This is a genomic window from Pseudomonas sp. PAGU 2196, from assembly GCF_022179005.1.
In the GTDB taxonomy this organism is placed as follows: domain Bacteria; phylum Pseudomonadota; class Gammaproteobacteria; order Pseudomonadales; family Pseudomonadaceae; genus Aquipseudomonas; species Aquipseudomonas kermanshahensis.
Map to the genome: position 1 here is coordinate 1 of NZ_BNTL01000040.1, position 26,053 is coordinate 26,053.

General features: G+C 63.2%; 27 protein-coding genes and 1 pseudogene. 21 read left to right on the forward strand and 7 right to left on the reverse strand.

Features of this window, described 5'->3' with window-relative positions:
* Nucleotides 1-187, forward strand: a 187-nt coding sequence (locus MFF34_RS26540; protein ID WP_238217497.1) for a hypothetical protein, incomplete at its 5' end; no start/stop codon positions are given.
* 56 nt (nt 188-243) lie between these two features.
* On the opposite strand, the gene MFF34_RS26545 is transcribed toward MFF34_RS26540, so the two are convergent.
* Together MFF34_RS26545 and MFF34_RS26550 are read right to left on the reverse strand one after the other, a co-directional pair.
* On the reverse strand, nt 244-1,737 hold the full coding sequence (locus MFF34_RS26545) for a CoA-acylating methylmalonate-semialdehyde dehydrogenase (protein ID WP_027594988.1): 1,494 nt from the start codon (nt 1,735-1,737) through the stop codon (nt 244-246).
* Nucleotides 1,738-1,810: 73 nt separating this feature from the next.
* Nucleotides 1,811-3,157, reverse strand: a complete 1,347-nt coding sequence (locus MFF34_RS26550) for an aspartate aminotransferase family protein (RefSeq protein WP_027594987.1) — start codon at nt 3,155-3,157, stop codon at nt 1,811-1,813.
* A gap of 118 nt (nt 3,158-3,275) precedes the next feature.
* On the opposite strand from MFF34_RS26550, the gene MFF34_RS26555 reads away from it, so the two are divergent.
* From MFF34_RS26555 to MFF34_RS26580, 6 genes are all read left to right on the forward strand, one after another.
* Complete coding sequence (locus MFF34_RS26555; protein WP_238217500.1) at nt 3,276-4,193, forward strand: LysR family transcriptional regulator; 918 nt, start codon at nt 3,276-3,278, stop codon at nt 4,191-4,193.
* 90 nt (nt 4,194-4,283) lie between these two features.
* Entirely contained in the window at nt 4,284-4,946 is a 663-nt protein-coding gene (locus tag MFF34_RS26560) for a TetR/AcrR family transcriptional regulator (RefSeq protein WP_027594985.1), read from the forward strand.
* A 9-nt stretch (nt 4,947-4,955) separates the two neighbouring features.
* The gene (locus tag MFF34_RS26565; protein ID WP_238217501.1) at nt 4,956-5,540 is read left to right on the forward strand and encodes a YigZ family protein; all 585 of its coding nucleotides are present in this window, start codon (nt 4,956-4,958) and stop codon (nt 5,538-5,540) included.
* 388 nt (nt 5,541-5,928) lie between these two features.
* Nucleotides 5,929-6,615 carry an SDR family oxidoreductase gene (locus tag MFF34_RS26570; protein WP_238217502.1) on the forward strand — a complete coding sequence of 229 codons (687 nt, stop codon included), beginning with the start codon at nt 5,929-5,931 and terminating at the stop codon, nt 6,613-6,615.
* 120 nt (nt 6,616-6,735) lie between these two features.
* Entirely contained in the window at nt 6,736-8,091 is a 1,356-nt protein-coding gene (locus tag MFF34_RS26575; protein WP_238217503.1) for an 8-oxoguanine deaminase, read from the forward strand.
* 83 nt (nt 8,092-8,174) lie between these two features.
* On the forward strand, nt 8,175-9,122 hold the full coding sequence (locus tag MFF34_RS26580) for an adenosine deaminase (protein WP_027594981.1): 948 nt from the start codon (nt 8,175-8,177) through the stop codon (nt 9,120-9,122).
* Between the two features lie 19 nt (nt 9,123-9,141).
* Here MFF34_RS26580 and MFF34_RS26585 read toward each other — a convergent pair whose 3' ends face one another.
* On the reverse strand, nt 9,142-9,855 hold the full coding sequence (locus MFF34_RS26585) for a helix-turn-helix transcriptional regulator (protein WP_027594980.1): 714 nt from the start codon (nt 9,853-9,855) through the stop codon (nt 9,142-9,144).
* A gap of 527 nt (nt 9,856-10,382) precedes the next feature.
* On the opposite strand from MFF34_RS26585, the gene MFF34_RS26590 reads away from it, so the two are divergent.
* Nucleotides 10,383-10,580 carry a hypothetical protein gene (locus MFF34_RS26590; RefSeq protein WP_085273983.1) on the forward strand — a complete coding sequence of 66 codons (198 nt, stop codon included), beginning with the start codon at nt 10,383-10,385 and terminating at the stop codon, nt 10,578-10,580.
* Here the strand turns inward: MFF34_RS26590 and MFF34_RS26595 are convergent.
* Complete coding sequence (locus MFF34_RS26595) at nt 10,531-11,712, reverse strand: multidrug effflux MFS transporter (RefSeq protein ID WP_099452812.1); 1,182 nt, start codon at nt 11,710-11,712, stop codon at nt 10,531-10,533. The genes MFF34_RS26590 and MFF34_RS26595 overlap by 50 nt on opposite strands.
* Before the next feature lie 112 nt (nt 11,713-11,824).
* Nucleotides 11,825-12,022: a heavy-metal-associated domain-containing protein gene (locus MFF34_RS26600; RefSeq protein WP_027594977.1), complete on the reverse strand. Its 198-nt coding sequence runs from the start codon at nt 12,020-12,022 to the stop codon at nt 11,825-11,827.
* Nucleotides 12,023-12,164: 142 nt separating this feature from the next.
* Between MFF34_RS26600 and MFF34_RS26605 the strand changes: the two genes are divergently transcribed.
* From MFF34_RS26605 to MFF34_RS28420, 5 genes and pseudogenes are all read left to right on the forward strand, one after another.
* Entirely contained in the window at nt 12,165-12,551 is a 387-nt protein-coding gene (locus MFF34_RS26605) for a hypothetical protein (protein WP_238217504.1), read from the forward strand.
* 52 nt (nt 12,552-12,603) lie between these two features.
* Entirely contained in the window at nt 12,604-15,003 is a 2,400-nt protein-coding gene (locus tag MFF34_RS26610; RefSeq protein WP_238217505.1) for a heavy metal translocating P-type ATPase, read from the forward strand.
* A complete protein-coding gene (gene cueR, locus MFF34_RS26615) occupies nt 15,000-15,410 on the forward strand; it encodes a Cu(I)-responsive transcriptional regulator (protein ID WP_027594974.1) in 411 nt (136 codons plus the stop codon). The genes MFF34_RS26610 and cueR overlap by 4 nt, the downstream gene beginning before the upstream one ends.
* 327 nt (nt 15,411-15,737) lie before the next feature.
* Nucleotides 15,738-16,667, forward strand: a pseudogene (locus MFF34_RS28415) (cache domain-containing protein); the annotation flags it as partial.
* Between the two features lie 129 nt (nt 16,668-16,796).
* A complete protein-coding gene (locus MFF34_RS28420; RefSeq protein ID WP_371918165.1) occupies nt 16,797-17,525 on the forward strand; it encodes a methyl-accepting chemotaxis protein in 729 nt (242 codons plus the stop codon).
* Nucleotides 17,526-17,645: 120 nt separating this feature from the next.
* On the opposite strand, the gene MFF34_RS26625 is transcribed toward MFF34_RS28420, so the two are convergent.
* Together MFF34_RS26625 and MFF34_RS26630 are read right to left on the reverse strand one after the other, a co-directional pair.
* On the reverse strand, nt 17,646-18,425 hold the full coding sequence (locus MFF34_RS26625; RefSeq protein ID WP_238217507.1) for a helix-turn-helix transcriptional regulator: 780 nt from the start codon (nt 18,423-18,425) through the stop codon (nt 17,646-17,648).
* A 104-nt stretch (nt 18,426-18,529) separates the two neighbouring features.
* A complete protein-coding gene (locus tag MFF34_RS26630) occupies nt 18,530-19,807 on the reverse strand; it encodes an acetyl-CoA C-acetyltransferase (RefSeq protein WP_238217508.1) in 1,278 nt (425 codons plus the stop codon).
* 118 nt (nt 19,808-19,925) lie between these two features.
* Here MFF34_RS26630 and MFF34_RS26635 point away from each other — a divergent pair, with 118 nt between their 5' ends.
* The 8 genes from MFF34_RS26635 (at nt 19,926) to MFF34_RS26670 (ending at nt 26,051) form a co-directional block, all read left to right on the forward strand.
* Entirely contained in the window at nt 19,926-21,278 is a 1,353-nt protein-coding gene (locus MFF34_RS26635) for a 3-oxoacyl-ACP reductase (RefSeq protein ID WP_238217509.1), read from the forward strand.
* Nucleotides 21,279-21,280: 2 nt separating this feature from the next.
* The gene (locus MFF34_RS26640; protein ID WP_238217510.1) at nt 21,281-22,132 is read left to right on the forward strand and encodes a MaoC/PaaZ C-terminal domain-containing protein; all 852 of its coding nucleotides are present in this window, start codon (nt 21,281-21,283) and stop codon (nt 22,130-22,132) included.
* Between the two features lie 62 nt (nt 22,133-22,194).
* Nucleotides 22,195-22,500 (forward strand): MazG-like family protein, encoded by a 306-nt coding sequence (locus MFF34_RS26645; protein WP_027594968.1) that lies wholly within the window; start codon nt 22,195-22,197, stop codon nt 22,498-22,500.
* The gene (locus MFF34_RS26650; protein ID WP_099428255.1) at nt 22,497-23,246 is read left to right on the forward strand and encodes a methyltransferase; all 750 of its coding nucleotides are present in this window, start codon (nt 22,497-22,499) and stop codon (nt 23,244-23,246) included. Before MFF34_RS26645 ends, MFF34_RS26650 begins: the two co-directional genes overlap by 4 nt.
* A gap of 22 nt (nt 23,247-23,268) precedes the next feature.
* A complete protein-coding gene (locus MFF34_RS26655) occupies nt 23,269-23,904 on the forward strand; it encodes a DUF4136 domain-containing protein (RefSeq protein ID WP_085273990.1) in 636 nt (211 codons plus the stop codon).
* 19 nt (nt 23,905-23,923) lie between these two features.
* Nucleotides 23,924-24,493: a DUF4136 domain-containing protein gene (locus MFF34_RS26660; RefSeq protein WP_238217511.1), complete on the forward strand. Its 570-nt coding sequence runs from the start codon at nt 23,924-23,926 to the stop codon at nt 24,491-24,493.
* A 191-nt stretch (nt 24,494-24,684) separates the two neighbouring features.
* Nucleotides 24,685-25,155, forward strand: coding sequence for a prepilin peptidase (locus tag MFF34_RS26665; protein ID WP_027594964.1), 471 nt, complete (start codon nt 24,685-24,687; stop codon nt 25,153-25,155).
* 119 nt (nt 25,156-25,274) lie between these two features.
* Entirely contained in the window at nt 25,275-26,051 is a 777-nt protein-coding gene (locus MFF34_RS26670) for a response regulator transcription factor (RefSeq protein ID WP_238217512.1), read from the forward strand.
* Nucleotides 26,052-26,053: the final 2 nt, after the last annotated feature.

A 26,053-nucleotide genomic window follows, 5' to 3' on the forward strand; every position in this document is an offset into this window, starting at 1 on the left:
GCGTTTAGAAGCGCTGTCAACTACCTTTTCAACCGCTGACGATCTTTCGATCGAAGCCCTTACAACACTACCTGAATCGATTAACTCGTTGATACTCAAGGAGTTTCTCGTTCCAATCACGCTGGAAGTGGGGCGCATTATAAGGGGATTCGAAACCCCGTCAACCTTTAATTCCAAGAAACCTTAATAAAGCTGAAAAACAAAGCGGGGAGGCCTTTCGGCCTCCCCGCTTTTGTTCATGCTTTATAGGCTAGGGAACGCAAACTGCGACGCCTCATGGCTGGCCCGCTGAGGCCAACGCTGGGTGATCGCCTTGCGACGGGTATAGAAGCGCACCCCATCCGGGCCATAAGCATGCAGGTCGCCGAACAACGAACGCTTCCAACCGCCGAAGCTGTGGTACGCCACCGGCACCGGCAACGGCACATTCACACCGACCATGCCCACTTCGATCTCGTCACAGAACAGGCGCGCTGCCTCGCCATCACGGGTAAAGATGCAGGTGCCGTTGCCATATTCGTGATCGTTGATCAGCTGCATGGCCTGCTCCAGGCTGTTAACCCGGACCACGCACAGCACGGGGCCGAAGATCTCTTCTTTATAGATGCGCATCTGCGGGGTCACCTTGTCGAACAGGGTGCCACCCACGAAGTAGCCATCTTCATTACCTGCAACGCGCAAGCCACGGCCATCCACCACCAGCTTGGCGCCAGCAGCCACACCGTCGTCGATGTAGCCAACCACCTTGTCGCGGGCAGCAGCGGTAACCAGCGGGCCCATGTCCAGGCCACACGAAGTACCGGCACCAATCTTCAGCGCCTTGATCTGCGGCTCCAGCTTGGCGATCAGTGCATCGGCAACCTGGTCACCCACGCACACCGCCACCGAAATCGCCATGCAGCGCTCACCGCACGAACCATAAGCTGCACCCATCAGCGCGCTGACAGCGTTGTCCAGGTCGGCATCGGGCATCAGCACGGCATGGTTCTTCGCACCGCCCAGCGCCTGTACGCGTTTGCCGCGCTTAGTGCCCTCGGCGTAGATGTACTCAGCAATCGGGGTCGAGCCGACGAAGCTCAGCGCTTTCACTTCCGGAGCTTCGATCAGCGCGTCCACAGCTTCCTTGTCACCATGCACCACGTTGAGGATGCCTTTAGGCAGGCCGGCTTCCAGCAGCAGTTGGGCAATGTACAAGGTCGAGCTCGGGTCACGCTCGGACGGCTTCAGGATAAAGGCGTTACCGCAGGCAATGGCCAGCGGGTACATCCACAGCGGGACCATGGCCGGGAAGTTGAAGGGGGTAATACCGGCGACCACACCCAGCGGCTGGAAGTCGGACCAGGCGTCGATGTTCGGGCCAACGTTACGGCTGTACTCGCCCTTGAGCACTTCAGGTGCCGCACAGGCGAACTCGACGTTCTCGATACCACGCTTCAGTTCGCCTGCAGCGTCTTCCAGGGTCTTGCCATGCTCTTCGCTGATCATCTGCGAGATGCGGGCTTCGTTCTGCTCCAGCAGTTGCTTGAAGCGGAACATCACCTGGGCACGTTTGGCCGGCGGCGTGTTGCGCCAGGCCGGGAAGGCAGCCTTGGCCGAATCGATGGCTTCCTGCACGGTCGCACGGCTGGCCAGTTCGACCTTGCGTACGGCCTGGCCAGTGGACGGGTTGAAGACATCGGCGGTGCGCTCACCCTTGGTAACCAGCTCGCCGTTGATCAGGTGTTGAACAATGCTCATGCAAAACTCCAGATAAAGAGGGGTGACACAAGCGCGTGATCACTTCACGCGCTTGCCATCAAAATCGCAACGATCAATCGATCTGGTTCAGGGTCTCGCCCACCGCGTCGAACAGGCGGTCCAGTTCCTGCGGCTGGGTATTGAAGGTAGGGCCAAACTGCAGGGTGTCGCCACCGAAGCGCACATAGAAGCCTGCCTTCCACAACTTCATCGCCACTTCATAAGGGCGCACGATCGCATCACCATCGCGGGCAGCAATCTGGATCGCGCCGGCCAGGCCATAGTTGCGGATATCGACGACGTTCTTCGTGCCTTTAACCCCGTGCAGCAGTTTCTCGAAGTGCGGCGACAGTTCGGCCGCAGCCTGCACCAGGCTTTCCTTCTGCAGCAGGTCCAGTGCCGCGATGCCGGCGGCACAGGCCACTGGGTGGGCCGAGTAGGTGTAGCCGTGGGGGAACTCCACCGCGTATTCCGGCGTCGGCTGATTCATGAAGGTTTGATAGATCTCGGTGCTGGCAATGACCGCCCCCATCGGGATGGCACCGTTGGTGACCTGCTTGGCAATGCACATCAGGTCTGGCGTCACGCCGAAGGCTTCAGCCCCGGTCATCGCGCCCATACGGCCGAAGCCTGTGATCACTTCGTCGAAGATCAGCAAGATGTTGTGCTGGGTGCAGATCTCGCGCAGGCGCTTGAGGTAGCCCTTCGGTGGCGGCAGAACACCCGCCGAGCCCGCCAGCGGTTCGACAATCACCGCGGCGATGTTGGAGGCGTCATGCAGCTCGATCAGCTTGAGCATTTCGTCGGCCAGGGCAATGCCGCCCTCCTCTGGCAAGCCCTTGGAGAACGCGTTCACCGGCAGCACGGTGTGAGGCAGGTGGTCGACGTCCAGCAGCTGGCCGAACATCTTGCGGTTACCGTTCACGCCACCCAGGCTGGTGCCGGCGATGTTCACGCCATGGTAGCCACGGGCACGGCCAATGATCTTGGTCTTGGTCGCCTGGCCTTTCAGGCGCCAGTACGCACGGACCATCTTCAGCGCGGTATCGGCGCACTCGGAACCGGAGTTGGTATAGAAGACGTGGTTCAGATCGCCCGGGGTCAGCGCGGTGATCTTTTCAGCCAGCTGGAACGACAGCGGATGGCCGAACTGGAAGGCCGGGGAGTAATCCAGGGTACCGACCTGACGGGCTACGGCCTCGGTGATTTCTTTACGGGTATGCCCGGCGCCGCAGGTCCACAAGCCAGACAGGGCGTCGAAGATCCTGCGCCCCTTGTCATCCACAAGGTAGTTACCTTCCGCCGCCACGATCAGGCGTGGGTCGCGATGGAAATTGCGGTTGGCGGTGTAAGGCATCCAGTGGGCATCCAGCTTGAGCTGGCTGGCGATATCGGTGGGAGCGGTTTCCGGCATGTTCATCGGCGGTTCCTCGAAAGACGATTAGGCAACGATGGATCTTGTTGCGGCTAAATTGGCACGGCGATAAAGTCTGAAAAAGCCTGCTTTTCTAATCTTCAGATAGGGCAACACTAAACTAATGAGCCGACGCCCCGACCCACTCGCCCAAGTCAGCGATTTTGACATTCGCCTGTTGAAGATCTACCGCAGCGTCGTCGAGTGCGGTGGCTTCTCGGCAGCCGAAAACGTGCTCGGGATCGGCCGCTCGGCCATCAGCCAACAGATGAACGACCTTGAGCAACGCCTCGGCCTGCGCCTGTGCCAGCGTGGCCGAGCCGGTTTCTCACTGACCGAGGAAGGCCGCGAGGTCTACCATTCGGCCTTGCAGTTGCTCAGTGCCCTGGAAAGCTTCCGCACTGAGGTCAACGGGCTGCACCAGCACTTGCGTGGCGAGTTGAACATCGGCCTGACCGACAACCTGGTGACCTTGCCGCACATGCGCATCACCCACGCGCTTGCCGAACTCAAGGACCGCGGCCCAGATGTGCGTATCAACATCCGCATGATCGCGCCCAGCCAAGTCGAGCACGGTGTCCTCGACGGCAGCCTGCATGTCGGCGTAGTGCCGCAGACCATCGCCCTTTCAGGCCTTGAATACCAACCGCTGTATAGCGAGCGTTCGCTGCTCTATTGCGCAGTAGGCCACCCGCTGTTCTATGCCGACGACCAACAGATAGACGACGACCGGCTCAACAGCCAAGAGGCCATCACCCCCACCTTCCGCTTGCCCGCCGATATCCAGGCCCATTACCAGGCGCTGCATTGCACGGCCAGCGCGTCGGACCGCGAAGGCATGGCATTCCTCATCCTGACGGGGCGCTACATCGGCTACCTGCCCGACCACTACGCCAGTTTCTGGGTGCAGCAAGGCCGGCTGCGTGCCCTCAAGCCCCGGCAGCGCTTCTATGACTTGAGCCTGAGCTGGGTGACGCGCAAAGGGCGGCGGCCGAACCTGGTGCTCGAGAGCTTCCTGGATAGCCTGGCTACGACACGCTGATGCCTGTCTCTGACGCAAACGCTTGTCACTTCGGCGTAGGCAGGTAATCTTGTCCGACAGCCGCTGCCACTGACCCGTACGGAATCGTCCATGACCCTTGAAGTCCCAGCGCATCGCCTCTCCGCCTCGGGCAAGCCCGCCGGCCGCATCCGCCAGAAAAACGAACAGGCCATCATCCAGGCCGCCGAAGATGAATTCGCCCGCCATGGTTTCAAGGGCACCAGCATGAACACCATCGCGCTGAAGGCAGGGTTGCCCAAGGCCAACCTGCATTATTACTTCACCAACAAGCTGGGCCTGTACATTGCCGTGCTCAGCAACATCATCGAGTTGTGGGACAGCACCTTCAACGCCTTGAGCGTCGAGGACGACCCGGGCGAGGCACTGAGCCAGTACATTCGGACCAAGATGGAGTTCTCGCGGCGCAACCCGCAAGCCTCGCGCATTTTCGCCATGGAAGTGATCAGCGGCGGCAATTGCCTGAACGAGTACTTCAGCGCCGACTACCGCGAGTGGTTCCGTGGCCGGGCCGCAGTGTTCCAGGCCTGGATCGAAGCAGGCAAGATGGACCCGGTCGACCCGGTGCATCTGATTTTCCTGCTCTGGGGCAGCACCCAGCACTATGCCGACTTCGCCACGCAGATCTGCCAGGTCACCGGCCGCAGCCGCCTGACCAAGCAAGACATGGAAGACGCGAGCAGCAACCTTATCCACATCATTCTCAAGGGGTGCGGCATCAAGCCGAGTGCCTGACAGCCATTTATGCCTTCTACCCTGCTCGACCTCTGCGAGTTTCGTGAAGAAATCCGCAAAAGCCGCTTCATCACCCTCGCCGGCCCAATCACCAGTGCTGCCGAGGCGATGAGCTTCATCGAACGCCACAGCGACCTGGCGGCCACCCACAACTGCTGGGCGTGGAAGCTTGGCGGGCAATACCGCAGCAATGATGACGGCGAACCGGGCGGCACCGCCGGGCGCCCTATTCTGGCCGCCATCGAAGCGCAAGACTGCGATCAGGTGGTGGTGCTGGTGATCCGCTGGTACGGCGGCATCCAGCTGGGTACCGGTGGCCTGGCCAGGGCCTATGGCGGTGGCGCCAACAAATGCCTGCAACAGGCGCCCAAGCGGGTGCTGGTGCAGCGCAGCGAATACACCTGCAGTTGCAGCTTCAGCGAACTGGCCTTGGTGAAACTGCGCCTGGCGGACGTCGACGGCCTAGTGCTGGATGAACAGTTCACCGCCAATGGCGTTGACCTGCACATCGCGGTCGGTGAAGCCCACCTGGCCCTCTTGCGCCAGCAACTGGCCGACCTGAGCCGTGGGCGCATCCTGCTGGAAGCGCGCTGAATAACTGTTCACACGCGCTGAACATTGCTCACAAGAACTGTGGGCCTGCCTGTGGATAAGCTTGGGGCACTCTCTTGCAGCCCATTGGTTTCAAGGCCCGCAGAGCTTTGATCATATTTTGATCACTATTTGATGACAGTCGCAAATAGCTGAAACCTCGAGAGTTATCCCCAAACCCTGGAATTGTTACGCACTGGGCATTGTGCTCGGCTTGCACACAATAACTGTGGAACAGCCTGTGGATAACCCGTTAGCCAACAGGCGAAGCGCCCGTCTACAAGCGGCTTGGCGCCATTGATTATTTTTTGACCAGCTGCAGCGCAGGCACAGTTAGCGACTCTGCAGTATGCTCAATTACTTTTTCCTATACCGATAAAGGAATGTTCCTATGGCTAACTCAAGAACTGCCCTCATCATCGGCGCCTCACGCGGCCTTGGCCTGGGGCTGGTGCAACGCCTGCAAGAAGATGGCTGGAACGTCATCGCCACCGTGCGTGACCCGCAAAAGGCCGGCGCCCTGGCCAACGTTCCCGGTGTGCGCATTGAAAAGCTGGAGATGAACGACACCGCTCAGCTCGATGATTTGAAGCAACGCCTGCAAGGCGAAGTGTTCGACCTGGTGTTCGTCAACGCGGGCGTCATGGGGCCGCAGCCACAAGACCTGGAAACCGTCCGCAACCAGGACATCGGCGACCTGTTCATGACCAACGCCGTGGCCCCCATCCGCGTCGCCCGCCGCTTGGTTGGCCAGGTGCGCGAAGGCAGCGGCGTGCTGGCCTTCATGAGCTCGATCCTGGGCAGCGTGACGATCCCGGACGGCGGTGAAGTCTGCCTGTACAAAGCCAGCAAGGCGGCCCTGAACTCGATGATCAACAGCTTCGTCGTCGAACAACAGCGCCCCGGCCTCTGCGTGCTGGCCATGCACCCCGGCTGGGTGAAGACCGATATGGGCGGCGAAAATGCCGAGATCGACGTGCTGACCAGTACCCGCGGCATGCTCGAGCAGATCAAGGCGCAAAGCGGTAATGGCGGCCTGCGCTTCATCAACTACAAAGGTGAACCGCTGATCTGGTGAATTGAAAGCCGCGTGGCGAGGCAGTAGACTCGATGCCTCGTCCCCGTGGCGGACCTGGATCAGCAGACAGGGCAACACTGAGCTGGCTAACCTGAACCCACTTTCAGAGGAGCCGGCACCATGCCTGCGACCCGTATCTGGTTGAAATCCCCCCTTGCCATCTTCACTGCCAACGGCGTCGACGCCCGTGGCGGGCTGGTCATCGAAGAGGGCCGCATCACACAACTCCTGGCCCTTGGCGAAAGCCCCAGCCAACCGTGCGACCACGTGTTCGATGCCCGCGAACATGTGGTAACCCCCGGCCTGATCAACACCCATCACCACTTCTACCAGACGCTGACCCGCGCCTGGGCACCGGTGGTCAACCAACCGCTGTTCCCCTGGCTGAAGACGCTGTACCCGGTATGGGCACGCCTCACCCCCGCGAAGCTGGCGCTGGCCAGCCAGGTGGCACTGGCTGAACTGCTGCTGTCGGGCTGCACGACTGCGGCCGATCACCATTACCTGTTCCCGCAAGGCCTGGACAACGCCATCGACGTGCAAGTCGAAGTGGTGCGCAAGCTGGGCATGCGCGCGATGCTGACCCGCGGCTCCATGAGCCTTGGCGAAGACGACGGCGGCCTGCCACCCCAGCAAACGGTGCAACAGGGTGAAGTGATCCTGGCCGACAGCCAGCGGCTTATCCACAGCTACCACGAGCGCGGCGAAGGTGCGCAGATCCAGATTGCCCTGGCACCCTGCTCGCCCTTCTCGGTCACGCCGGAGATCATGCGGGCCAGTGCCACGCTGGCCGAGGAACTGGACGTGCGGCTGCACACGCACCTGGCAGAGACCCTTGATGAGGAAGACTTCTGCCTGCAGCGTTTCGGCCTGCGCACCGTGGACTACCTGGACAGCGTCGGCTGGCTCGGCCCACGCACTTGGCTGGCTCACGGCATCCACTTCAATGGCGACGAAATCGCCCGCCTGGGCGCGGCCGGCACCGGTATTTGCCACTGCCCGAGCTCGAACATGCGCCTGGCCTCGGGCATCTGCCCAACCGTCGACCTTGAAGCCGCCGGTGCCCCCGTGGGCCTGGGCGTAGACGGTTCGGCCTCCAATGACGCCTCCAACATGATCCTCGAAGCCCGCCAAGCGCTGTACCTGCAGCGCTTGCGCTATGGCGCCGAGCAGATCACCCCAGAGCGTGCCCTGGGTTGGGCCACCCGCGGCTCGGCGCGCCTGCTGGGGCGCCAGGACATCGGCGAGCTGGCCGTCGGCATGCAAGCCGACCTGGCGTTGTTCAAGCTCGACGAACTGCGCTTCTCTGGCAGCCATGACCCGCTGTCGGCGCTGCTGCTGTGCGGCGCCGACCGCGCCGACCGAGTCATGGTCGGTGGCCAGTGGCGGGTCATCGATGGGCAAATCGAAGGCCTGGATATCCAGGGCCTGATCGCCGATCACCGCCAGGCGGCCGCGCAGCTCATCGCCGGTTGAGGCAACACAGGGCCTGGCCGGGCGCAATGCCTGGCCAGGCCCTGTAGAATGGCGGCAACCGTACCTGATCGAGATAACCAACTATGTATGACTGGTTGAACGCCCTGCCCAAGGCCGAACTGCACCTGCACCTGGAGGGTTCGCTGGAGCCCGAGCTGCTGTTTGCCCTGGCCGAGCGCAACAAGATCGCCCTGCCTTGGGACGATGTCGAAACCTTGCGAAGCGCCTACGCCTTCAACAACCTGCAGGAATTTCTCGACCTTTATTACCAAGGCGCGGATGTCTTGCGTACCGAGCAAGACTTCTACGACCTGACCTGGGCTTACCTGCAACGGTGCAAGGCGCAGAACGTCATCCACACCGAACCCTTCTTCGACCCGCAAACCCACACAGACCGCGGTATCCCCTTCGAAGTGGTGCTCAACGGCATCAACCAAGCGCTCAAGGATGGCCGGGACCAATTGGGCATCAGCAGTGGCTTGATCCTGAGCTTCCTGCGCCACCTCAGCGAAGACGAAGCGCACAAGACCTTGGACCAGGCACTGCCGTTCCGCGATGCCTTCATTGCCGTAGGCTTGGACAGCTCCGAAATGGGCCACCCGCCGAGCAAGTTCCAGCGTGTGTTCGACCGCGCCCGTAGCGAAGGCTTCGTCGCCGTTGCCCACGCCGGTGAAGAAGGCCCGCCCGAATACATCTGGGAAGCCCTGGACCTGCTGCACATCAAGCGTATCGACCACGGCGTACGCGCCATCGAAGACGAGCGCCTGATGCAACGTATCATCGACGAGCAGATCCCACTGACCGTCTGCCCGCTGTCGAACACCAAGCTCTGCGTGTTCGACCACATGAGCCAGCACAACATCCTGGACATGCTCGAGCGCGGGGTGAAGGTCACCGTCAACTCTGACGACCCGGCCTACTTCGGCGGCTACGTCACCGAAAACTTCCATGCCTTGCATACCCACCTGGGCATGACCGAAGACCAAGCGCGCCGCCTGGCGCAAAACAGCCTGGACGCGCGACTGGTCTGATCAGACGTTGGCGTTGCGGTTACCCAACCTGCAACGTCTGCACGCGGGCAATGCGATTGATCTGCTGGATGCCCAGCGCCGAGATATGCAAAGCCCGCGTGTCCTCCGATTCGCGCATCCAACCCGACTGCAGAAACAGCCTGAACAAGGCCTGCCCCAGAACGCCGCCCAAGTGTGGCCCCTGGTTGTTCCAGTCAGTGCAACGGCAGATCACACACCCCCGTTGCTGGTGCGGCGCCAAGGCATCTATGTAGACGCCGACCAGCGCCAGTTCTGCCCGCCCTTGCTCACTGACCACCAGTTGCCGGTCAGTGCCCTCCAACCAACCCGCCACCACCAGACGGTGATACAACTCCCCGGCCAGCTCGCCGCCGAGGTGGTCACCGCAGCGCCGCGCCCTGCGGATCGACATCGGCAACTGCAAGGCTGCCGCCTCGGGCTGGTCGTCTCTGGCGCTGCCCAACTGCACGCTGGCCAGTGCTTCCACCGCTGCCCCTACCTGCGGCGTGGCCAGGCGGAAGTAGCGTTTGCGGCCCCGCGCCTCGTGCCGCAGCAAACCCGCCGAAGACAGCAACGAGAGGTGGGCGCAGGCGGAAGACGAGGTCAGCCCGGTCATCATCGCGAGCTCGTTCGCCAGCCGTGGGGTGCCGTCGATCAGCGCCCACAACATGGCGCTGCGCTTGGGGTCGGCCATCAGGCTGGCGATCTGGCTGATACTGCTGACTGCGTTCATGTCCCTGTAACTCCCTGCACGTTTTTATATGGATGCAATGGCCAACCCTGGCACTGGGATCGCCTGCCTGACAGTCGCCGGCCCTGAGAGGGAAACCCTGCTCGCTGGCATCGGCGCTGGTCGCCAGTATAAGCCGCAGAAACCCCCTCACAGGGCGCTAGCCGCTTCAGCCCACCTGTCAGAAGTCCACTGGGTATACCTACCCATGAGAGATGATGTGTCTGTGCAGTGAGCCCGCCCAATACCCCGCAGTTGAGCAGTGCCCCAGCACTCAGCGGGACAGAGGCAGGTCATGAGCATTATTCGCCCAGCGCAGGTTCGGACGCGACCGACAAGCAGCTTCCTTAAATAGCGCAAACAAAAGCGAAGCTTCTACATGCCTCCAGGTATTACACCCGGAGCATGACGGTCAGGAGGGAAGAACAGGGGGGAAATGACCGTCAGTCAGACCACGGATGCCGGTCATGGCAGGCACAGGGCACAGCGCTACACTTCTTCCGCTCACACCCCATTGGAGGTATGCCGCGATGAAAATTGTCGTCAGTGCGTCGAGCCGCAACCCCGTTTGCCCTTGGCAGGTTCAGCTCGACCAACACGTGGTGAGTTTCCGCAGCGAGGCCGAGGCGCGTGCCTTCGTCGCCACATTGGAAACCCGCCTGCAGGCGCCTCACCCGCTTATGCGGGACGCCTGGCCTGCAAACGCCGGGTCAGCAGCGCGACACTGACCACCAGCGCCCCGCACAGGCTGATCACCAGTGTCATCGGCACCGCACTGCCATCGTGCAACAGCCCGACCAACGCCGCCGCGCCTGCGGCGACGCTGAATTGCAGGCAGCCCATCAGCGCCGAGGCGCTGCCTGCGCGTGCGCCCTGCCCGCTCATGGCGCAGGCCGACGCATTGGGGATGATGCAACCTAGGCTGGCGATACACACGAACAACGGCACCAACAGCGGCCACAACTGACTCGGCCGCAGTGCGGCGACGCCCAGCAATACCAAACCTGCAGCCAGGTACATCCACACAGCACGCACCAGCAGGAAGGCTGGGCCGCGCTTGGCCAGCAAACGGGCATTGACCTGCGCCACGAGGATAAAGCCCGCCGCGTTGGTGCCGAACAACCAGCCATAGTGCTCGGCAGGCACGCCATATAACTTGATGAAGACGAATGGCGACCCCGCGATGTAGGCAAACATACCGGCAATGGCAATACCACCGGTCAAGGCATGGCCAAGAAACACCCGGTCATTGAACAGGCGCAGGTACTGGCGCAGCGCCCCGGACAGTGGCTGGCGCGGCATGTCCGCCGGCAGGCTTTCCGGCAGGCCCAGGCTGACCGCCAGCAGGCAGGCCGCGCTGAACAGGCTCAGGGCGAGGAAGATCGACTGCCAGCCTGCCAGGTTCACCAACACCCCGCCAAGCATTGGCGCCAGGATCGGCGCCAGGCCCATCACCAGCATCAACTGCGAGAACACCTTGGCCGACGCCACCGGGTCGCACTTGTCACTGACGATCGCCCGCGACAGCACCATCCCGGCACAACCGCCCAGGGCCTGGACGAACCGCGCCAGGACCAGGGTGTCGAGGTTGGGGGCATAGGCACAGGCCAACGACGCCAGGGTAAACAGCGCCACGCCAAACAACAGAGGCTTGCGCCGCCCGAAGCGGTCGGCCACCGGGCCATAGGCCAACTGGCCGATGGACAGGCCAAGGAAGTAGGCGGCCAAGGTGGCCTGAACGTGTTTTTCATCGGTGGCGAAAGCCTGCGCCATCGCCGGGAAGGCGGGCAGGTAAAAGTCGATCGCCAAAGGCCCGAACGCACTCAATGCGCCCAGGATGAGCACCATTCGCAGGTTCATCAGGAATCCATAGCAGGCTAAGCAAGTGCGTCAGTCTACCTGCTAAGGACTCGACCAGCATGAAAAGATTTGCAACAAAACCGGGGGCCTCACGCGCCCCCGGCGCAGGGCTTCACGCCAGCTCGGCCTGGTAGCCCTCGTCACGAATCGCGGTGAGGATCTGCTCCACCGCCATGGCACTCTGCACCCGCACCTGCTTGCCCGCCAGGTCGACCTCGACCTTGGCATCGGCGTCCTGCCCCTGCACCGCACGGGTCACCGCTTTGACGCAATGGCCACAGGTCATGCCTTGTACATTGAACACTTGCATAGGGTTGCCTCCTTCAGGTTTTCACGCAGTTTCAAGCTTGCCATCGGGGCAAGGTCAAGCCCCTGCGCGCGTCCGGGCTGGAAATCCGCGCTCACGTCGGCCAAGCTGCGCCTTTGACGATCAGGCAAGCAGGAGATTCATCATGTTCAGGGCAGCATTGGGCGTCGTCGGGCTTTTGAGCGCGCTGGCTGCGGTGCCACCGGCCAGCGCCGAAGGCAACTCGGACTACAGCGTACTGATCATTTCGCGGGAACGCCTGGAAGTGGCGACCAACTGCGAAATCGGCGTGTACCTCAACGATCAGCTCTCCGGGCGCGTATTCCAGGAGCAATCGACCGCCTTCAACCTGCCACCAGGCCCTGTGGATATTCGCCTGCGCCTACTGCCAGGGCAGACCCCCGGTTGCGCACCCGGTATCGAAGACCAGCGCAGCACACGTTTGAACCTGCAGGCGGGCCAGATCAACAAATACCGGATTGCCATGGGCCACAATGGGCTGGAATTGAAGCGCGCCGGCCTAGGCTATTGACCTTGCCTACGTGGCAAGGTTGATGCTGGAGGCCAATCCAAGGAGGACAGCCATGCCCGCATCCACCACCTTCGACCTGCCGATTTCCGGCATGACCTGCGCCAGCTGTGCTGGCCGGGTCGAGCGCGCCCTGCGCAAGGTCGACGGCGCTGAACAGGTCAGCGTCAACCTCGCCACCGAACAGGCCCGGGTCCAGGCCCCGGCCAGCAGCCTGCCGGCCTTGCTCGACGCCGTGCGTGAAGCCGGCTATGGCGTGCCCACCCGTACTGTCGAGTTGCAGATTGGCGGCATGACCTGCGCCAGTTGCGTCGGCCGCGTCGAACGCGCACTCGGCAAACTGCCTGGGGTCGAGCAGGTCAGCGTTAACCTGGCCAGCGAACGCGCGCACCTCGAGGTGCTCGCGGCCCTCGACGACAGCCTGCTGATCGACGCCGTGCAAAAGGCCGGCTACAGCGCCAGCCTGCCGCACGCAGGCCACGATGATCAGCGCGATGCCCAGCGCCGCCTGCGCAATGAACGCCTGGCGGTCGGTGCCGCCTTGCTGCTGGCCCTGCCACTCGTCTTGCCCATGTTGGTACAGCCCTTTGGCCTGCACTGGATGCTGCCCGCCTGGGCGCAGTTCCTGTTGGCTACGCCCGTACAGTTCATTCTCGGTGCACGCTTTTACGTGGCCGCCTATAAGGCCGTGCGTGCCGGCGCCGGCAACATGGACCTGCTGGTGGCCCTTGGCACCAGTGCCGGTTACGGCCTGAGCCTGTACCAATGGGCACAAGCCCCTGTCGGCATGGTTGCGCACCTGTATTTCGAAGCCTCGGCCGTGGTCATTGCCCTGGTCTTGCTGGGCAAGTACCTGGAGAGCCGCGCCAAACGCCAGACCGCCAGCGCCATTCGGGCCCTTGAAGCACTGCGCCCCGAACGCGCGGTGCGCGTGGTCGATGGCCGCGAAGAAGACGTGGCCATCGCCCAACTGCGTGTGGGTGACCTGGTCGTGGTCAAACCCGGTGAACGCTTCCCAGTCGATGGCGAAGTCGAGGAAGGCAGCAGCCATGCCGACGAGGCCTTGATCAGCGGCGAGAGCCTGCCAGTGCCCAAGCAGCCTGGCGACCCCGTCACCGGTGGCGCCATCAATGGTGAAGGGCGGCTGCTGGTGCGCACCCAGGCATTGGGTACCGAAACTGTGCTGGCCCGGATCATCCGCCTGGTCGAAGATGCCCAGGCGGCCAAGGCGCCCATCCAGAAGCTGGTGGACCGGGTCAGCCAGGTATTCGTCCCCGCCGTACTGGTGATCGCGCTGATCACGCTGATCGGCTGGTGGCTGGCCGGTGCCCCACTGGAAACCGCGCTGATCAATGCGGTCGCCGTGCTGGTGATTGCCTGCCCCTGTGCACTCGGCCTGGCAACGCCAGCGGCGATCATGGCCGGTACCGGTGTCGCCGCCCGCCACGGCATCCTGATCAAGGACGCCGAAGCCCTGGAGCGTGCCCATGCGGTAAACCGGGTCGTGTTCGACAAGACCGGCACCCTGACGTCCGGCAGCCCACGCGTGGTCCACAGCCAGGCACTGGTCGGCACCACCGCCGAGCTGCACCGCTTGGCCGGCGCCCTGCAGCGCGGCAGTGAGCACCCATTGGCCAAGGCCGTGCTGGAGGCGTGCGCCGAGCAGCAACTGGATGTGCCGACAGTCGTCGACAGCCAGTCGCTGACCGGGCGTGGCATCGCCGGGCGGGTGGCAGGCCGTGACTTGGCCCTGGGAAATCGTCGCCTGCTCGACGAGAGCACGCTGCTACCCGGCGGCTTGGCCGCCAAAGCCCACGCGTGGGAGGCTGAAGGGCGTACGCTGTCCTGGCTGATCGAGCGCGGCGCACAACCTCGCGTGCTGGGCCTGTTCGCCTTCGGCGACAGCCTCAAGCCGGGCGCAAAGCAGGCTATCGATAGCCTGCACGCACAACACATCAGCAGCCACCTGCTGACCGGCGACAACCGCGGCAGCGCCAAGGTGGTTGCCGACGCCCTCGGGATCGACGACGTGCATGCCGAAGTGCTGCCTGCCGACAAGGCTGCCACCGTGATGGCACTGAAACAGGACGGCGTGGTGGCGATGGTTGGCGACGGCATCAACGATGCCCCGGCCCTTGCCGCTGCCGACATCGGCATCGCCATGGGCGGTGGCACCGACGTGGCCATGCAGGCCGCCGGCATCACCCTGATGCGCGGCGACCCACGCCTGGTACCCGCAGCCCTGGAGATCAGCCGCAAGACCTACGCGAAAATCCGCCAGAACCTGTTCTGGGCGTTCATCTATAACCTGGTCGGTATCCCCCTGGCCGCGCTGGGTTACCTCAACCCAGTACTCGCCGGCGCCGCCATGGCCCTGTCCAGCGTCAGCGTGGTCAGCAATGCGCTGTGGCTCAAGACCTGGAAACCCACCAGCAGCTCCCAGGAGGCCCCATGAACATCGGCCAGGCCGCCCGCCGCAGCGGGCTCAGCACCAAGATGATCCGTTACTACGAGTCCATCGGCCTGCTCAAGCCAGCCACCCGCAGTGACAGCGGCTACCGCCTTTACCAGCCGGAAGACCTGCACAGCCTGGCCTTCATCAAGCGCTCCCGCGACCTGGGCTTTTCTCTGGAAGAGGTCGGCAAGTTGCTGACCCTCTGGCAAGACCGTCAACGGGCCAGTGCCGACGTCAAGGCGCTGGCCATGCAACATATCGATGAGCTGAACCGGCGCATCGAAGAGCTGGTGAGCCTGCGCGACACCCTCAGCGACCTGGTCTCCCACTGCCAGGGAGACGAGCGGCCGGATTGTCCGATCCTGAAAGATTTGGCAAACGGAAACGTTGGCGGATGTTGCCGCTGAGGCTCGCCACGACGCTTTGGTATGCCATATTCGCCTAAACACGACCGAATCATCGCCTAGTGCGACATTCCCTAATAAATACGGGCATTTGCCTTCATCTAATCCCGGACGCTGCCGATGCAGTAACTACCTGCCTCGTGTGTCGACAACAAAAAAATTCCGGGAGCGTCGATGAGCATCAAACAGAAACTGACCTGGGCATTCGCGGTCATCGCCGGCTTGCCCATCGTCCTCGTGGCCACCTTGGTGGTCCTCAACCTGCGCGGCGAAGCCCGCGACGGATTCCTCGACAGCAGCAGCCGGGAAATTCGCCAGGTCAGCAACGCGATGAACATCTTCTTCCAGGGCATCAACCAGAACGTCGAATACCTGGCCTCGCAACCCATGATTGCGGCCACGGGCAACAACCTGAACAAGTTCATGAGTGCCAACCCATCGTATGAGCTGGGCGAGCAGGACAAGCAGGTGCTTGAGTTCTTCACCCGCCTGGCCGATTCCCACCCAGGCTATGCCTACCTTTCCTACGGTGTCAGCGACGGCGGCTATGTCGGCTGGCCCGCAGGGCAGAAGTTCGTCAACTACGACCCCCGCCCTCGCCCGTGGTACCAGTTGGCCATGGCCAACCCCGGCAAAACCCTGCGTACCGGCGCCTATTACTGGGCCGCCGACGACGCCGTGCTGGTCAGCACCGTGCGCGCCGTGGCCAACCAGCTGGGTAACCCGGGTGGCGTGGTCAACATCGATGTGTCGCTCAAGGGCCTGACCCAGATCGTCCAGCAGATCAAGCTGGGTGAAAGCGGCTACCTGATGCTGGTGGAAAACAACGGCAACGTGATGGTCGACCCACGAGACGCCAGCCACAACTTCAAGCAGCTGGGCAGCTTCGGTAACGGCTATGCCGAGCTGGCCAAGGCAGGTAAAGGGCTGGTCGAAGTCGAGCTCAATGGCGTGCGCTACATGGCCAACATCTACCCCGACGAGCAACTGGGCTGGACCTTCATCGGCCTGATCGAGCAAAGCGAAGTGATGCAGACCACCACCCGCCTGACGTGGTTGATCGGCACCATCGCACTGGTGCTGGCTGCGCTGTTCGCCGTGGTCGGTGCGGCGTTCGCCAAGCTGATCGTGCGCCCGATCAACAGCGTCACCAGCGGCCTGGAAGACATCGCCCAGGGCGAAGGCGACCTGACCCGCAACCTGGAAGTGCGCGGGCGCGACGAAACCGCCCAACTGGCCAGCTGGTTCAACCAGTTCCTCGGCGCGATCCGCAGCCTGATCCAGCACATCGGCTCTGCCGCCAGCAAGATCCTCAGCACCTCCACCAGCTCGACCCGGGTGTCCAGCGACATGGCCGAGGCGGCCGGGCGCCAGCGCGAAGCCGTGGACATGGTCTCTACCGCCTTCCACGAAATGGTCGCCACCGCCAACGAAGTCGCCCGCTCTTGCAGCCAGGCGGCGCAGTCGGCCGACAGCGGCCAGCAACAAGCCCGTGAAGGCCAGCAGCAGATCGATGCAGCCGTGAACAGCGTCGACCGCCTGAGCCAGGAGATCGAGCAATCGGCCCAGTCGATTCAGCAGCTGGAACGCGACAGCAACGCCATCCAGTCCATCCTCGGCACCATTCGCTCGATTGCCGAGCAGACCAACCTGCTGGCCCTCAATGCCGCGATCGAGGCCGCCCGCGCCGGTGAACAGGGCCGTGGCTTCGCCGTCGTCGCCGATGAAGTGCGGGCGCTGGCCAAGCGTACCGCCGACTCCACCGCCGAGATCGATGGCCTGCTGGGCAACCTCGCCAGCCGCACCGCCGAGGTTGCCGAACAGATGCACGCCAGCCTGGAAGTGTCGCAGCAGTCGGTCAGCCGCATCGGCCTGGCCCGCGACAGCTTTGGCCAGATCCGTGAGTCGGTGGACGTGATTCGCGACATGAACACGCAGATCGCCACGGCAGCGGAAGAGCAGCATCAGGTGGCCGAGGACATCAACCGGCACATCAGCCAGATCCATGGCGATGCGCAACTGGTGGCCGAACTGGCCCAGGCTGCGCGCCAAGACTCGGAGAGCCTGGCAGGGTTGTCCAACGAGCTGGATTCGCTGGTACGACGCTTCCGCACCTGACCGCCACTTCGCGGCTAAAGCAAGCGACCTGTAGGAGCAGCCTTGCGCTGCGAAAAGGCCGGTGACAACAGCATAGATTTTCGCTGCTATCTCTGGCTTCTTCGCAGCACAAGGCTGCTCTTACAGTTTCAGCTCCCCAGGCGTTGATCCAAACAGCTGCTTGAACGCCGCGATGTAAGCCGAGGTCGAGTCATACCCACACCCCAACGCGGCCTCCGTTACATTCTCCCCCGCCTCCAGCAACGCCAGCGATGACAGCAGCCGCATGCGCTGACGCCAGTTGCGAAAGCTCAACCCGGTCTCACGCTGAAACAGCCGCATCAGCGTCTTCTCCGAACACTCCAGTTGCAGCGCCCATTGCTGCAAGGTCTGGGTTGTATCCGGTGCCGCGATCAGGCCATTACACAACGCCAGCAACCCCGGATGACGCGGGAGGGGCAACGAGAACCCGACTTCCGGCAACGTGCGCAACTGGTCGAGTAGCACCGCCACCAATCGCGATTCGGCGCTGTCGGCTTCCGGGTAATCCGCCGGGAACAGGCAGAACTGCTTGATCAACTCCCGCGCCAGCGGCGTCACCTCCAGCACCCGGCAGTGCGCCGGCGCCCACGGGCAGGCATCGCGGCGCACGTACAGGCTGCGCATTTCGGCCTGCATCGACGTCACCACCTCATGTTCGGCGTCCGCCGGGATCCACACGCCCCACTGAGGGGGCGCGAAATAGCTGCCATCGCGGGTATAGACGCCGAGAACGCCACTAATGGCGTAGGAAAACTGCACCCAGTCGTGCTGATGGCGAGTGGTCCAAGAGCCGGCGCCGAGGCTTTCGGCACGGGCATAAAGGGGCCTGGGCAGGTGGTCGAGCGCCGGGATGGCCCGGGGATGTCCGATGATCGGCATGGCGGTTTCTTGTAGTTCTGATCGGACAAGCCTACCAGTTGCGCGACATGACTGTGACATCTGCCCCGTCCTTCTTCGCGGGGGCCGCTGTGTAGCCCACCTGATCACCGTTCGACGATGACCGTCACCCCTTGCCCACCTGCCGCGCAAATCGATATCAAACCGCGGCCCTTCCCCGCCGTGGCCAGCAGTTTCGCCAGGTGGGCCAATATTCGTGCCCCGGTCGCGGCAAACGGATGCCCCGCCGCCAGCGAGCTGCCTTTGACGTTGAGCTTGCTGCGGTCGATTGCCCCAAGCGGTGCGTCCAGCCCCAGGCGATCACGGCAGTAGTCCGCGTCCTCCCAGGCCTTGAGGGTGCACAACACCTGGGCGGCGAAGGCTTCGTGAATCTCGTAGTAGTCAAAATCCTGCAGGCCCAACCCATTGCGCGCCAACAGGCGCGGCACTGCGTACACCGGCGCCATCAACAACCCTTCACGGCCCGTGACGAAATCAACCGCTGCGGTCTCGCCGTCAACCAGGTAGGCCAGCACCGGAAGCCCCTGTGCCTGCGCCCATTCCTCCGTGCCCAACAGCACCAGCGATGCGCCATCGGTCAAAGGGGTGGAATTGCCTGCGGTAAGCGTGCCCTGGCCGCTGCGGTCGAATGCCGGTTTGAGCTTGGCCAGTTGCTCCAAGGTCAGGTCCGGCCGCAAGTTGTTGTCACGGCTAAGCGCCAGGAACGGCGTGAGCAGATCATCCTGCCAGCCTTCGGCATAGGAGGCCGCCAGCCGCTGGTGGCTAAGCAAGGTCAATGCATCCTGCTCGGCGCGGTCGATCCGCCAGGCCTGCGCCATGCGCTCGCAATGCTCGCCCATCGACAGGCCTGTGCGCGGTTCGCCATTGCGCGGCAACTCAGGCTTCAGGTGGCCGGGGCGCAACTTCAGGAACGGCTTCAGCCGTTCACCCAGGCTTTTGCCGCGGTTGGCCTCCAGCAGTATGTGGCGCAACCCTTCGTTAACGGCAATCGGCGCATCGGAGGTGGTGTCGACACCGCCCGCGATGCCGCTGTCGATCTGCCCAAGGGCAATCTTGTTAGCCACCAGCAAGGCCGCCTCCAGCCCCGTGCCGCAGGCCTGCTGGATGTCGTAGGCCGGCGTGCGCGGCGACAAACGCGAACCGAGCACGCATTCGCGGGTCAGGTTCATGTCACGGGAGTGCTTCAGCACCGCGCCCGCCACTACTTCGCCCAACTGCAGCCCATGCAAGCGGTAACGCTCGATCAGGCCCTCCAGAGCGACGGTCAGCATCGCCTGGTTGCTGGCGGTGGCGTAGGCACCATTGGAACGGGCGAACGGGATTCGGTTGCCGCCAATGATCGCGACCCGGCGAGGTGAACGCATGCGCATGTTCCTCCTGAAACAATTTAAACCGTACAGCCTAGGTGTTTTTACCGCATTCGAACGACCTTGCCACAAAGTTGGTCCACACTTTCAAGCTTGCCTTCAGGGAGACCCACTCATGAGCGATCGCTACCTCGGCTTTGCCAACTCCAACCTCGGCCGCCGCCTTGTGGATGCCCTTGGCCTGCCACACCCGGCCCCGCTGGAGCGCTGGCAGGCAGGCCGCCTGCGCCCGGTAGAGGGTGCCCTGGTACTGGGTGGCGGGCCACTGACGCGCCAGGTAGAGGCCATCGCCCCACGCCTCACCGACGAACTCTACAGCTTCAATGCCGAAGGGTTACAGGCGCCGGCCTGGGTTGCAGGGCTTGGGCCGAAGCTCAAAGCCGTGGTGTTCGATGCCACTCACCTGTCCGACAGCGATGAATTGAAGCAGTTGCGCGAATTTTTCCAACCGTTGCTACGCAGCTTGGCGCCCTGCGCCCACGTGGTGATCCTCGGGCGCGCGCCAGAAGGCCTCGACGACCCACTGGCCAGTGTCACGCAACGGGCGCTCGAAGGGTTCAGCCGCTCGCTGGCCAAAGAGCTGCGCAACGGCGCGACCGCACAGTTGCTGTATATCGGCCAAGGTGCTGAAGACCAGTTGGAAGGTGCCCTGCGCTTCTTCCTTTCGCCCAAGAGCGCGTTCATTTCTGGCCAGGTGCTGCGCTTTGAAGCCTGCGCCAGCCAGGTCGAGGACTGGACCCGCCCGCTTGGCGGACGACGTGCCCTGGTGACCGGCGCTGCACGCGGTATCGGTGCAGCGATTGCCGAAACCCTGGCGCGGGACGGCGCCGAGGTGCTGCTGCTGGATGTGCCGCAAGCCCGGCAAGACCTCGAAGCCCTCGCCGCGCGGCTGGGCGGCAAGGCACTGGCGCTGGACATCTGCGCCAATGACGCCGCAGCGCAGTTGCTCGAAGCGCTGCCCGGGGGTATCGACATCGTGGTGCACAACGCCGGCATCACCCGCGACAAAACCCTGGCCAACATGACCCCCGAATATTGGGATGCGGTGATGGCCGTGAACCTCAAGGCACCGCAAGTACTCACCCAGGCACTGTATGACGCAGGCGCGCTCGGCGAGAACGCACGCATCACGCTGCTGGCGTCGGTCAGCGGCATTGCCGGTAACCGCGGGCAGGCCAACTATGCGGCGAGCAAGGCCGGCTTGATCGGCTTCGCCCAGGCCTGGACGGCAAAACTCGCAGCCCAGGGTGCCAGCATCAATGCCGTGGCCCCCGGCTTCATCGAAACGCACATGACCGCCGCCATGCCCATGGGGCTGCGCGAGGCCGGGCGCCGCTTGAGCTCACTGGGCCAAGGCGGGCGGCCACAAGACGTCGCCGAGGCCATTGCCTGGCTCAGCCAGCCAGGCTCCGGCGCGGTCAATGGCCAGGTGCTGCGGGTCTGTGGCCAAGCGCTGATGGGGGCCTGACCATGAGCCGACACTGGCACGACCTGCACGCCCCGGACTCACGCGCGAGCCTTTACCTGCGTGCGGCCAGCAAGCGCAAGATCAGCGGCAACAAGCTGCCCGACGAAGGCCTGCGCTGCGTGATGCGGGTTCAGCCCGACAACCTGGCAGCCTACCGCCGTCTCTGCCACTTCACCGACGATGGCCGCCTGCCCGCTACTTATCCCCATGTGATGGCCTTCCCCCTGCAATTGCAGCTGCTGACGGCGCACAGCTTCCCCTTCCCCTTGCTCGGGCTGGTGCATCTGCAGAACCGCATCGAGGTGTTGCGGCCACTGGGCGGCATCGATGCATTACGTTTCGCCGTCTACGCCGACAACCTGCAACCCCACGCCAAGGGCGCCACCTTCGACCTCATTACAGAAGCCGAAGATGGCCTGGGCCTGCTCTGGCGCGAATGCAGTCGCACGCTGGTACGCGGGTTACGCTTGGAGGGCCAGGCGAGCGAGCAAGCAGACAGCGCGCCTGAATCGCTGGCAGAGGCAAGCCGCTGGTATGCCGACAGCGATATCGGCCGGCGTTACGCCAAGGTCTGTGGCGACTACAACCCGATTCACCTGAGCGCCGCCAGTGCGCGACTGTTTGGGTTCCCCAAGGCCATTGCCCATGGCATGTGGAGCAAAGCCATGGCACTGGCGGCCCTGCGCGGGCACCTGCCGAACAGCGGCTACAGCTTCGAGGTGGAGTTCCGCAAACCGGTGCGATTGCCTTCAGAGGTGGTGCTCAGTGCCAGCGAAGCCGGGCCAGAAGGTGAACTACGGCTGGATGGGCAGGGTGAGTTGCTGCACATGGTTGGCCGTTGGGGTGGCCTGTAGGCGCACGCCTCTTGCTTTGCATCGGGCCTGCGCCGAAGCTATGCGGCATTAGGAGACCCCCGATGAACCTGCAAGAACTCACCGAACGCCTGCACCGGATCCGCGACAACAACGATTGGCGCGGCTTCCACAGCCCGAAGAACCTGGCCATGGCCGCCAGCGTTGAAATGGCCGAACTGGTCGAAATCTTCCAGTGGCTGAGCGAAGACCAATCCCGCCAGCTGCCTGCTGACACACTCGCCCACGCCGGCCAAGAGGTGGGCGATGTGGTGCTCTACCTGTTGCTGCTGTGCAGCGAGCTGGGCTTGGACATGGACCAGGTGGTAAGGGCCAAGCTGGCCGACAGTGAAAGGCGCTTCGCCCGATGAACGACCGTCACTTCGATGAACTGGCCACCCGCTTCGCCGAGAAAATCTACGGCGGTGCCAAGGGCGCCATTCGCCTGGCCGTGCTGCAGGCCGACCTGGCCGAAACCTTGCCCGATCGCCCGCTGCGTATACTCGACATCGGCGCAGGCCTGGGCCACATGGCCCTGTGGCTGGCACAACGCGGCCATCACCTGACCCTCGCCGAACCCGCCGCGCCCATGCTCGACGGTGCCCGCGCGCGCTTTGCCGAGGCAGGCCAGACGGCCACCTTCATCCAGGCGCCGTGGCAGGACCTGCTGGGCCAGCTGACCGAACCCTACGACCTGGTGCTGTGCCACGCCGTGCTCGAATGGCTGGCCGAACCAGAAAGCATCCTGCCCGTACTGCACCAGCTCACCGCGCCCAGCGGGTGGCTTTCGCTGGCGTTCTACAACCGCGACGCACTGGTCTATCGCAACCTGCTCAAGGGCCATTTCCGCAAACTGCGCAGCAACCGCCTGGAAGGTGAAAAGCAGAGCCTGACCCCGCAGAAACCCCTTGATCCGCGTGAGCTCAAGGCGCAACTTGATCCTATGTGGCAGGTCGAAAGCGAGAGTGGCGTCAGGGTGTTCCACGACTACATGCCCAAGGAGTTCCAAGCCAAGGCCGAAATGCTCGACCTGCTGGAAATGGAACTGGCCCACCGCCGACACCCAAGCTTTGCCGGGCTCGGTCGCTACCTGCACTGGATCTGCCGCCCCCGCTGACCCCGCCCGCCGGGAGGAATACATGCCGTACCGTCTGTTGTGCCTGGCCCTGCTGCCCCTTGCCCTGGCTGCCTGCCAGGGCAGCAACCCGTATGTCGCCAGTAGCCGCCCCTTACCGCCCGCCCCTGCGCAGGCGGCTACCACCTTCGATGCCAGTGCCTACCCGGCACCCGCCCGCGACTACGGGCACTACCGCAGCTGGAGCTGGCGTGACGGCCAGTTGCCCAGCGGCACAGCCAATGCCGACCCGGCACAACTGGCCGATGCCATCAGCGGCGCACTCGACCAGCATGGCCTGCGCCCTGCCCGGGGCAGCGCCGGCGATTTGCTGGTGAGCGCCGACATGCGCCTGGAAAAACGCCTGCGCCAAGTACGTGACTACGACACCTACGACCCCTACTACGGCCCCTACCCCTACGGCAGTGTGGGTTACGGCGGCTACCGCAATGGCTACGGTGCCTATGCCAGCACGCCGATCGTGCGCACCTACGAGGTGGAGGTGATGGTGGTCCGCATCGACCTGTACGACGCTCGCAGCGGCCAGCCGGTGTGGAGCGCCAGTGCTGAAAGCAACAGCGACAAAGACTCGCCGCGTGATCGCGAAAGCGCCTTGCGTGATTCGGTGCACAAGGCGCTCAGCGGCTATCCTCCCAGTTAACGTTTAACGGAGAACCATCATGTTGCGCCGTCTCGTTCTACTGTCATTCGCGCTGGTGCTCACGGCCTGCTCGAGCAACAACGTCCAGCAGGATTTCGACGCCAGCCGCGATTTTGCCGCCTACCGCAGTTGGGCGTGGCAGGAGCCCGGCTTGCAATACCGCCCGGACGACCCTCGCATCAAAAGCGACCTGACCGAGCAGCGCATTCGCCAGGCCGTGGCCGACCAGCTCGACCAACGCGGCCTGCGCCCGGCACAGGGCAATGCGCGGCCTGACCTGAAAGTGCGCGCCTACCTCATCGTCGAGCAGCGTCAGCAGCAGATCACCACCAACTATGGCGGTGGCTGGGGTGGTTACTGGGGAGGCTACTGGGGCGGGCCGATGTACAACGAAACCCGCAGCGTCGACTACAAGGTCGCTACCATCCAGGTCGACATGTTCGATGGGCGGGACGACAAGCTGGTCTGGCGTGGCAGCGCTGAACAGATCATGAACAATTACCCGCCAAGCCCGGAAGAACGTAACACTGCGATCCAGAATACGGTGACCAATGTGCTGAGCAACTACCCACCCGGCAGCAAGAAGTAATGCGCCGAGGCCCATCGTCGGCTTGCCGGCGATGGGCCAACACAGGCCCTGTCAGCTGCGACAGCTTCTGATCCCGTCACGCCTTTTTCCCTTCCCGCCGCGCCCGCTTGCAACTTCGCGTCTACCCTGAATTCAAGGAAACCTGACTGACCGGGTAGAAGTGTTCAACAATTAGGGAAGGCGACCTGCCAATGCAAAGCATTGTTCTTCTGATGTGGCTTGCCTTGTGCTCCGAACAGGATGTGCGTCAACGGCAGATATCCAACGCGCTGACCCTGGGCGTCGCGGCCTGCGCCCTGGCCTGGCTGTTCGCCACCGGCCACAGCTGGATCGGTGCCGACGCCAGCGACGCCGGTTGGGCGCTGGCCATCGTCATGCTGCTGACGTTACCCGGCTACATGCTCGGGCGTTTCGGCGCCGACGACGTCAAATTAATGGGCGCCCTGGCGCTCGCCACCAGTCCTCAATATGTGCTCGGCACCTTCATTGGTGCGGGTATCACGGTCGTGCTATGGCTGCTGTCGCGTCGCCGCCTGTGGACCTTGCTCAACCCTAAGGTCAAGAAGCGCTTGCAGGCCCTGACGGAACAAATGGGCGACAAACAGGCCTTCGTACCGTACGTCCTGGCGGGTTTTATGCTGACAGCGGTATGGATCCAATAATCATCCCTGTTGTCCTATAACTTGTACGGACCTTGTACAGAATCGCCAAGTGCGACTACTTTTAAGCTGCCGGAGTGTCTAGCCCGGGAGCAGGGCCGATTACGAACAGGGAGTTGATCGTGAACAAGCCGTCCAGTGAAGTGAAGGTGCTGGTGGTCGATGACCAGCCATTGATCGTCGAACAACTGTGTGAATACCTCGAAAGCCAGGGCCACGTGTGTGTCCCAGCCCATTCCACCGCCCAAGCCATCGAACGCTACTCGGCAGACCAGCAGATTGGCCTGGTGCTGTGCGACCTGCACATGCCCGAGCGTGATGGCATCGACCTGGTCCGCGCCTTGAAGGAGCTGGCCGGCAACAAGCGGATGTTCGAAGCCATCATGCTTACCGGTCGTGCCGACAAGCAGGACGTGATCCGCGCCTTGCGCGCGGGCTTTGTCGACTATTACCAAAAACCGGTAAATTTTGACGAACTGCTCGAAGGCTTACGCCGTCAGGAAGCGACGCTGCTGGAGCGTCAGCGCAACATGAAAGACCTCGGTGGCCTCAACCAGCGCCTGCAGGACCTGGCAGAGTCGGTCGACGAGCTCTACCACGACCTGGAAAAGGCCCGCGGCCAAGGCGTGCACCGCCGTGCCAGCGATGTCGAGGAAAGCGAAAACGAGCTGCCCGCCGTCTTCGAGAAGCTGTCGCCGCGTCAACTGGAAGTGGCCCGCCTGGTGAGCAAAGGCAAGACCAACTACCAGATTGCCTGTGAACTGGGCATTACCGAGAACACCGTGAAACTCTACGTTTCCCAAGTGCTGCGCCTGACCCACATGCACAACCGCACGCAGCTGGCGCTCGCGCTGACGCCGAGTTCTTCACCGGTGCATCAGCGCTTTACCGCGCATTGAAA